The sequence below is a fragment of the Methanobacterium sp. genome (genome assembly GCF_038562635.1).
In the GTDB taxonomy this organism is placed as follows: domain Archaea; phylum Methanobacteriota; class Methanobacteria; order Methanobacteriales; family Methanobacteriaceae; genus Methanobacterium_D.
This window is the reverse complement of sequence record NZ_JBCFBO010000001.1, coordinates 426,290-435,973: the sequence shown is the minus strand read 5'-3', so window position 1 is coordinate 435,973 and position 9,684 is coordinate 426,290. Positions and strand designations below refer to the sequence as shown.

Below are 9,684 nucleotides of genomic sequence, written 5' to 3'. Positions count from 1 at the left end.
GATAATTAAAAGACTACTGGTGATTCAAAATGTTTTTCTATAAAGCCCATGGACTATCAATTCAATCTACAATCACTTTTCCGGAGCTTAATAAGGATAATAGTGGAACTGATATTAAAATAGAGTATGGAAAGATTGATTCATCATCAAAAGACATATTATCTGAAGGTATTTTTAGAGTTGCCAGCAGTTTCAAGAGGACTGAAAATTCTGTTTTTTTAATATGGAACGATATAGAGATCTGTGAAATTACTCACGGGAAGAAAATAACAGTAAATCCATTAACAGGAATTGAAGAAAACTTTTTAAGGGCACTGATTTTAGGGCCCGCGTTTGGAATACTACTTCACCAGCGCGGCCGTTTGGTACTCCATGCCAGCACTGTTAATATAAATGGCGGTGCAGTCGCATTTATGGGATTTAACGGCGGCGGAAAATCCACTACAACTGCAGCATTAAATAATAAAGGTTATCCTTTAGTTTGTGATGATATTTCAAGTGTTGAATTTGATGAAAATGGAACTCCTGTTGTATTTCCCGGGTTTCCAAGGATCAAATTATGGCCTGAAACTATTGAAATGTTTAATAATGATTTAGAAGCTTTTCCAAGGATTCATTCAGAATCCAAAAAGAGGTCCTGTTTTACTCCTGAGTTTTATGAGGGTAATCTACCCTTAAAATGGATTTATATAATTGAAAAAGATGATAGGATAGGCGTAAATAATTTAAGTCCTCAAGAATCGCTAATAGAACTAATCAGGAATTCTTACTGTGCCAATATTTTTCAAAGCAATGAACAGTCTACAAACCTGGCTGAATATGCGACTATTGTAAAATGTGTACCTGTGAAACGTTTAAATACGGGTAATTCTTTAGACAAACTTCATAAACTCGTAAAAATTGTAGAAGAAGATACAATGAATTAAGATAATTTTTAATTTCACTGCTCTGTAGAAAACCCTCCAACATAACTTTTTGGGGGTAAAAATCAAAGATTTTTGAAAAACCTATAAATTTAGAAATTTGCTGATCTGAATGTTGATATTTAATAAAATGACTGTATGAAATTTATGGAATATTATCGATGATTTCTACAAAGTTAATTTTACTTGGAAATATTACAACTTGTGAAATTATTCGCAGTTAAATCAAATTGACTGTGAAAATTAATTTATATAGTACATCTAATTTGTACATATACAGAATTTATAACTTCTTCGTTGATCTTATGGCTGGAAAAAAATCAGGGGCAAATAATTATATCTGGAAATACATCACTGATTTAACCAGGTTAATGCCTGAAAAATCTGTGTTTGTACTGGCTTTGATGGTTATTGTCAGTTTAACAGAGGGTATTGGACTCCTTTTACTTGTACCTTTACTTCAATTAGTTGGTTTAGATGTTCAACAAGGTGCACTGGGCCAAATAGCAGGTTTTATCTCTCTATTTTTTAGTTATATTGGGATAAAACCTACACTTGGAATTGTGCTGGTAATATATGTAATTATAATCAGCGTGAATGCATTTTTCTATAAATTACAGACACTCAAAAGCTCTGAAATCCAGTATGAATTTGCAGCATATCTAAGAAAACGTTTATTTAATGCAATTACTAGTTCTAACTGGCTTTTTTTCACGCAGAAGCGGTCATCTGATTTTGCACATGCTTTAACTTATGAAATTGAAAGAATAGGGGTTGGAACCAATCAATTTCTTTCTTTAATTGCAAGTATTTTTGTTTTAGCTGTTTATCTTGTATTTGCACTAGAGTTATCTGGGTTAATAACAGGTCTGATTTTTTTAGTGGGTATCATTCTTCTACTTTTACTTAAAAGGAGGACCAGTTATGCACAGCGAAGTGGCGAAGCTTTGTCTGATACTTCCAAAAACATGTACTCCTCTACTATTCAGCATTTAGATGGGATGAAAACCATTAAAAGCTTCAACATGGAAGAAAAGAACATAGAAACATTTGGGAATGTGGCAGACAGCGTTGCAGGAAAATATATTGACGCAGTTAAAAGTTATGCTGATGTTAGATTCCTGTTTGATGTAGGTTCTGTGGTTATTTTAAGCATCATCGTGTTCATTTTGATAAGCTTTATGAAACTCTCCATAGCAGAGCTTTTAATCCTCCTTTTCCTTTTTGTCCGTATGATCCCCCGCTTTTCAATTGTCCAAAGGAGTTATCAATATTTTATAAACATGATACCTGCCTTTGCAACCATCATAGATCTGGAGAAAGAATGTGAAGAATTTTCAGAGCTGAAATTAAAAACAGGTAATGTGGAACTGCACGGTGAAATTAAATTTGAAAATGTTTCATTTTCATATGATAATTCAAATGAATCTTTCAGCCTCCAGAATTTAAACTTAACCATTAAAACAGGTAAAACTACAGCTCTTGTTGGTTTATCCGGTGCTGGAAAAAGTACAATTGCAGACATGGTTATGGGGCTTGTAACTCCTGAAAATGGCCATATACTTATTGATAACAATGTTTTATCTGGAGATAATCTTTCGGCGTGGCGGAGTCAAATAGGGTATGTAGCGCAGGAAACATTTCTATTTAATGACACGGTGCGCAACAATTTACTGCTTGCAAAACAGGGTGCATCTGAAGGAGAAATTATAAGTGCTTTAAAACTGGCTTCTGCAGATGAATTTGTTTTAAAACTTCCTGAGGGTTTAGATACTTTAATTGGAGACCGTGGTGTATTATTATCTGGTGGTGAAAGGCAGAGGTTAGCTTTAGCAAGAGCTTTACTGTGCGAACCTGCCCTTTTAATACTTGACGAGGCAACCAGCAATTTAGACTCTAAAAATGAGAAAAAGATAATAGGTTCAATTGAAAAACTCCATGGAGATATAACTATGCTGGTTATAGCACACCGCTTATCTACGATCAAACATGCAGATACTATACATTTAATAGAAAAAGGAAATCTTATTGAGTCTGGAACTTGGGGTGACCTTTTAGAAAGGGAAAATGGGCATTTTAGGGCGTTGTATGAATTGCAATCTTGATTTATTTTTATAATGATTTAGATTGAAAAAAATAAACTTTAAGTGGAAATCTAAAGTTCTGATTTTGCACCAATGACATTTACTTCAATTCGCGTAATTTTTTGGTCTGGATCGGGATAGATAACATAAAAATAGGACTCTCCACCTGCTGGAATATTTTTATATTTTATATGAACTGTGCTGTTACTGGCAAACACATTACCTGATTCATCATATGCAGTTGCGTTCATTACAACACTAAAGGCGTCGTATTCATTGTTATTATGCACGTAACCTTCTAGATATGAATATTTAGTATTATTGTACTCATAAGTGTCCATTGTACTATTATTTAAAATATGTATGGCATCTAAAGAAATAATTTTTTCACCGAATGTGCTGTTGGCTGTGGTATTTATTGCAAAACCTGATGTCCCTGCCAAAAGTACGATTCCAGTTGCAGCCAGCATTAAAGCGGCAACGAATATGATGGGTATCAAAATTTTTTTATTGAAATTTAGTTTTTTAGCCATTTTAATATTCCTTAAGCCTTTAGTAATACTGAAACGTGTGTTAGATTTATAAATTAATATAAGATAGTTTGATAAATAGATTACTGTTGAAATGTTACGCAGGTCACAAAAATGTCGATATTTAATGCAACTCATAAATATGAAGTTATAAGGCTGCGCCCTGAAGATGAACTTCTTCTCTGCTGCGCTAGAACTGATGTGAATCCTGAAATTAGAGATAAACTTTGGTTTTTAATTCAAAATAAATTAGATTGGGATTATTTATTAAACTTAGCATCAATGCATAAACTATTGCCACTTTTATATCATAATCTTAATTTTATATGCCCTGAAATGGTTCCTGAAGATATTTTAGGCGAGCTTAAGGATAATTTTAATGCAAATGTACGTAAAAATTTAATGATGACAGGAGAACTCATTAAAATTCTTGAATTACTGGAATCTGAGGGTATAACTGCGATTCCATATAAGGGGCCTGTTTTGGCTTCTATGGTTTATGGAAATATTGGGTTACGTCAATTTGGTGATATTGATATATTGATTAATCAAACAGATGCTTTAAATGTCAAGAATATTATGATAAATAATGAATATAAATTATATGTTCCTATAGTTATTACAGATTCTTTTTATATGAAATTAGAACAGGAATATCAATTTATAAATAATAAAAACATTTTAATTGAAATTAAATGGAGATTTGAAGGTAATTTCTTTTCATTTTCTAATTCAAATGATTTATCAAACAAGTTAAATACATTTAATCTTAATGGTTTCCAAGTTAAGATATTCTCTCCTGTTAGCCAGCTTTTAATATTATGTGTACATTGTGCAAAACATGATTGGAGTAGTTTATCTTGGATATGTGATATTTCAGAGTTTATACGACATGAAAATATTAATTGGTCTAAAACTTTAGAAAATGCAGAAAAACTAGGCTTAAAAAGAATATTATTAATTAATCTTTCTTTAGCTAAAGATCTTTTTGATTTAGAACTTCCTCGTGAAATTTTAAATTATTTAAATTTAGATAGATCCATAATAGAAATTTCATTTCAAATTAAAAAAAGACTTTTTGAACAAAATAGATCAGTAAACATATTTGAAAAATTCTTTTTAGATTTAAAGAAAAGAGAAAATAAAATAGACAGTATTAAAGATTGTATTAATGGTTTAACAAGACCTACTTATGTTGATTTTACAGAAATATCATTACCTGAATTTTTATTTCCATTGTACTATTTGATTCGTCCTATTCTATTACTAAAAAGATATGGTAAAGATTCGCTCTACTAAAATTTATTATTAAATCAGATAAAAAAAAATAAATGATGGAAATTTTATTTTATCCTATAATACCATTTTATCCATTCTACGGTTTTTTTGATCCCTTCTTCTGGTGGAACTTGCGGGTTGTGTTTTAAGTCTTTTATTGCTTTTGTGAAGTCTATTGTTTTTACTTTTGTTGTGAAGTCTTCTGCTTCTTTATAGGTAACAATTGAGTCGTCACGTCCAACAGCATTTAAAACCATATCTGAGTACTCTTTTATATCATATTCCCATTCCTGTTTGCTACCTACGTTGTAGGCTTCTCCGGGTTTGAAATTATCCACAATGTTTGCAAATGTTCTTGCAGTATCTTCAACATAATCGATTATCCTTTTGTGGCCTTTATACACGGTATATGGTTTGTTGAACAGCGCATGGTATATAAATAATGGAATAAATCCTTTATATGGGTGTACTTGTTCATGTGGTCCGTAGCAGTTTACAGGCCTTACTCTAACTGTTTCTGTATTAAACATGGTAGCAGAGTTCATGCACATTAACTCTCCCGCCCATTTGGTTATTGCATAATCATTCATCTGGTATGTGTCTTTTATAGGATTCTTTTCCATTACATCTTCGCTCATAACTCCATTATAATCTCCGTAGACTTCTGCTGAAGAGAAGAATATCATTCTAAAACCTAACTGTTCCTGCAGACGGATCATATGTTTAGTTCCAATTACATTAGTCTCCCAGAGGTTTTCATAGTAACCTTCACCATTCCAACGGCCGTATTCTGCTGCAAGATGATAAACATAATCAAATTTATTCTTTTCAAAGACTCTTTCAATCTGCCTGTAATTTTTAACATCAGCCCTTATATAGTCATCTCTATTGTTGTGAAGTAAATCAAGTGCTGTTACTTCATGTCCTCTGCGTTTTAATTCATTTACAAGATTTGTACCTATAAATCCTGCTCCACCAGTTACCAATATCTTTTGAGTTTCCATATTAATCATCTTAAATGTTTTAAATGAGTTAATATTTTTAATACTAACTAAAAAGCATTTCTTTTTTATTCATTTAATTATAAAAAGTGCTATTTAATGAGATAGTATTTATGCATAACTGCTTTAATAAAAAATCCTTAAAAATTATCTATTTTTTATATATTTAATCATAAAAAGTATTATCTGACTAAATAATAAAAATTTTAAGTATTATCTCAACGAAAAGTTTTATACTACTTCCTTTTAACTATTATAAAATATAATTTACTCCAATGGTCTTTTTAATTATAATTTGTTTGCATAATTACAAATAAATATATTAAATAATGGTATGAAAGGGACAAACATGAATATATTGAATGAATATGAAGAAAAAACAGTATTAATTACAGGTGGGGCAGGTTGTGTTGGAAGCAACCTTTCCCGTAAAATTGCAGAATTAAATGCAGAAAAAGTAATAATCTTGGATAACTTATCGTCAGCATATGAGTGGAATATTCCACAAAATGATAATATTCAATTTATAAAAGGGGACATTCTGGATGATGCTTCCTTAAAAAGAGCTTTTAAAGAGAAGCCAGATTATGTGTTTCACTTAGCTGCTCATTTTGCAAATCAAAATTCTGTAGATAACCCTGAGAAAGACTTGATGGTAAACGGAATTGGAATTTTAAAAGTATTACAGTATGCTCAACTTATTGGAGTTAAACGATTTGTTTATTCTTCTTCAGGATGTGGAGTTTACGGACTGGACTCTAAAATGCCCTTTGAAGAACACGATATTTCAATAAGCCTTCATACTCCTTACCAGGTTACAAAACTTCTTGGCGAGCTTTACACTAATTATTTCCATAATTTATATGATCTTCCTATTGTGAATGCTCGTTTTTTCAATGTTTTTGGCCCTGGAGAGGTACCTGGAAAATACAGAAATGTAATTCCGAATTTCTTCTACTGGTCCATGACTGGAAATGCACTCCCTATTACTGGTGACGGATCAGAAACAAGAGACTGGACATATGTTGAAGATATAGTCGATGGACTGCTTGCCATGGGAATTAAAGAAGAAGCTATTGGTGAGGCCATAAATCTTGGATCAGCTAAGGATCATAAGGTTATAGACATGGCAAACACTGTAAATAGGCTTACAGGTAACAAAGAAGGTATAAAATACGCACCTCGTAGAAACTGGGATGCAAAAACGAAATTGCTCTCATCAATTGAAAAAGCTGAGGCTCTACTTGACTACAAACCTAAAATGACATTTAATGATGGTTTGAAAAAGACATATGAATGGTTTGTAGATAACTGGGATAATATTGAAAGAAGTGCAGAATTTGATTTAACTACTAACTCTATGGATAAAAAGGACTTATTGAAATATAACGATGATTCAAGTAAAGATACTAGTTGTTCAAGAGTGTGAGTAAGTTAAATACTTACATGATTTGACATTTTTACAAATTAAATCGAGTGAAAATATGAAAATACTATTGGTTCAAGATGCTGACTGGACTAAAAAGGGGCCTCATCAACAACATCATCTAATGGAATTATTATCTCTGGAAGGACATGAGATAGTTGTTATTGGTTTTGATCAACTATGGGATGGCAAAGGACTTTTATCTAAAAGAGAAGTATCTGAAAATGTAGAACGGTTTTATAAAGGGGCTAATGTAACTTTTATTAAACCACCGTTCATAAAAATGAAAATTTTAGATTATATTTCTTTTTTACTATCTTCTAGATCAGAGATAAAGAAATCAATAAACGAATTTGAACCAGATATTGTTATAGGTGTTACAAGTGTTTTAAGTAATTATTGGGGAATGCACTACGCAAGAAAGAGGAAAATTCCATTTATATATTATTGGACTGATATCATTCATACGCTTATTCCATTTAAACCATTTCAACCAGTTGCTAAATCTATAGAAAAAAACATAATAAAGAATTCCTCCAATATTCTGGTCATTAATGAAGTTTTAAAAGAACAAGTTGTAAATTTAGGTGCAAATGAATCGATAACTGATATTATACCTGGAGGGATAGATTTTAATAGATTTAATCCTTTAACAATAGATTCCAATCAATTTAGGAAGAATTATGGTATTTCGGATGATGATTTACTTTTATTTTTTATGGGTTGGATTTATGAATTTTCAGGTCTTAAAGAAGTTATTTTAGAACTTTCAAAGGTCAGAAAATCTAAGCCTCATATTAAGCTTATGATAGTTGGAGAAGGAGATTCTTATTTAGAATTAAAATCATTAGTTAAGAAGCTGAAACTTGAAGATACAGTTATCATGACTGGTTTAATGCCGTATAATGATATTCCAAAACTTATTGCAAGTGCAGATATATGTTTATTGCCTGCATATAATAATGAAATAATGAGAGATATAGTACCAATAAAAATGTATGAATATTTGGCTATGTATAAACCCGTAATATCCACAGAATTACCTGGTGTAATGAAAGAATTTGGTGAGGAAAGTGGAGTTTTATATGTTGACAAACCTCAAAATGTTATAGATCAAGTTTTAGCTTTAACTGAAGATGATATTGAATTAAATAGATCTAGGGCTAAAAATTTTATTCAAAATCATGATTGGCAATTGATTCTATCTCAATTCGAAGATTGTTTAAATAATCTAGCAAACGAGTGTAGTAAATGAAGATTTTACAAGTTATACCTTATTTTGCATGGGAATATGGAGGACCTGTAAGGGTAGTTCATGATTTGTCTGTTAAATTAGCTGAAAAAGGACATGAAGTTAGTATATACACAACTGATGTTGGTATTGATGGTAGATTACAAGACAAATATAAAATTAAATTTAAAGAAAATGTAAATGTTGAATATTTTAATTGTTCAAATAATTGGATTGCAAATAATTTTAAATTACATTTATCTAATTCTATGCTTTTTAAAATTAAGAAGAATCTAAAAAATTTTGACTTGGTTCATTTACATGAATGGAGAGGTATTCCACATATTTATATTTGGTATTATGCAAGAAAATATGGAATTCCTTATATTATACAAGGTCATGGATCCTCACCTAAATTGATTGGAAATCAAAAAAAATCAATGACTTTTTTAAAGTCTATATTTAACAAAATTTTTGAAGATAGACTTATCAAAGGTGCATCAAAACTCATAGCAATAAATAATCAAGAATTTGATCAGTATACAAATTTTGGAGTTGAAAAAAACAAAATTGAGATTATAGAGAATTCAATTGATGCATCTGAATACGAAAATTTGCCTGTTAATGGAAATTTTAGGCGTAAATATGGAATAAAAAATGAAGAAAAAATTATTTTATATTTGGGAAGAATTGACAGTACTAAAGGTATTAATATTCTTTTAGAGTCTTTTAAAGATTTAACCTTTGAAATGGAAAATGTAAAACTTGTAATTGTTGGTCCAGATCATGGATACCTTTCTACATTGAAAAATTTAATAAGAAAATTTCATATTACTGACAAAGTTGATATAATAGGCCCCTTATATGGTACTGATAAATTAGAAGCATATGTAGATTCTAATTTGTTAGTTTATCCTTCATATTATGAAATATTCGGTTTAGTACCGTTAGAATCGTTATTATGTGGTACTCCTGTAATAGTCACAGATAATTGTGGATGCAGTGATTTGATTAATAGTTTAGGGTGTGGATATATAGTTAAATATGGCGATATAATAGATTTAAAGGAAAAAATGAAATTTATAATTACTCATGAGAGAAAATATGAGAGATTGATAATTGATGGAAGTAAATTCATTATCAAAAATCTAAATTTTGATCAAATTTCTAAAAAATTTGAAAATATTTATTATGAACTTAATGAGGGCTAA

8 protein-coding genes are annotated in these 9,684 nt (G+C 30.5%); 6 read left to right on the top strand and 2 right to left on the bottom strand.

What is annotated here, in order from left to right:
* Positions 1–29: 29 nt before the first annotated feature.
* Together AAGU07_RS02035 and AAGU07_RS02030 are read left to right on the top strand one after the other, a co-directional pair.
* Positions 30–926 carry a hypothetical protein gene (locus tag AAGU07_RS02035; protein WP_342457556.1) on the top strand — a complete coding sequence of 299 codons (897 nt, stop codon included), beginning with the start codon at positions 30–32 and terminating at the stop codon, positions 924–926.
* 302 nt (positions 927–1,228) lie between these two features.
* A complete protein-coding gene (locus AAGU07_RS02030) occupies positions 1,229–3,028 on the top strand; it encodes an ABC transporter ATP-binding protein (RefSeq protein WP_342457555.1) in 1,800 nt (599 codons plus the stop codon).
* Between the two features lie 50 nt (positions 3,029–3,078).
* On the opposite strand, the gene AAGU07_RS02025 is transcribed toward AAGU07_RS02030, so the two are convergent.
* The gene (locus AAGU07_RS02025) at positions 3,079–3,540 is read right to left on the bottom strand and encodes an FxLYD domain-containing protein (protein WP_342457554.1); all 462 of its coding nucleotides are present in this window, start codon (positions 3,538–3,540) and stop codon (positions 3,079–3,081) included.
* Between the two features lie 111 nt (positions 3,541–3,651).
* Here AAGU07_RS02025 and AAGU07_RS02020 point away from each other — a divergent pair, with 111 nt between their 5' ends.
* The gene (locus tag AAGU07_RS02020) at positions 3,652–4,836 is read left to right on the top strand and encodes a nucleotidyltransferase family protein (protein WP_342457553.1); all 1,185 of its coding nucleotides are present in this window, start codon (positions 3,652–3,654) and stop codon (positions 4,834–4,836) included.
* A gap of 44 nt (positions 4,837–4,880) precedes the next feature.
* Here AAGU07_RS02020 and AAGU07_RS02015 read toward each other — a convergent pair whose 3' ends face one another.
* Entirely contained in the window at positions 4,881–5,819 is a 939-nt protein-coding gene (locus tag AAGU07_RS02015; RefSeq protein WP_342457552.1) for an NAD(P)-dependent oxidoreductase, read from the bottom strand.
* A gap of 346 nt (positions 5,820–6,165) precedes the next feature.
* Between AAGU07_RS02015 and AAGU07_RS02010 the strand changes: the two genes are divergently transcribed.
* The 3 genes from AAGU07_RS02010 to AAGU07_RS02000 are packed head-to-tail and all read left to right on the top strand — an operon-like array spanning position 6,166 to position 9,684.
* A complete protein-coding gene (locus AAGU07_RS02010; RefSeq protein ID WP_342457551.1) occupies positions 6,166–7,245 on the top strand; it encodes an NAD-dependent epimerase/dehydratase family protein in 1,080 nt (359 codons plus the stop codon).
* Between the two features lie 55 nt (positions 7,246–7,300).
* Entirely contained in the window at positions 7,301–8,497 is a 1,197-nt protein-coding gene (locus AAGU07_RS02005; RefSeq protein ID WP_342457550.1) for a glycosyltransferase family 4 protein, read from the top strand.
* The gene (locus AAGU07_RS02000; protein WP_342457549.1) at positions 8,494–9,684 is read left to right on the top strand and encodes a glycosyltransferase; all 1,191 of its coding nucleotides are present in this window, start codon (positions 8,494–8,496) and stop codon (positions 9,682–9,684) included. Before AAGU07_RS02005 ends, AAGU07_RS02000 begins: the two co-directional genes overlap by 4 nt.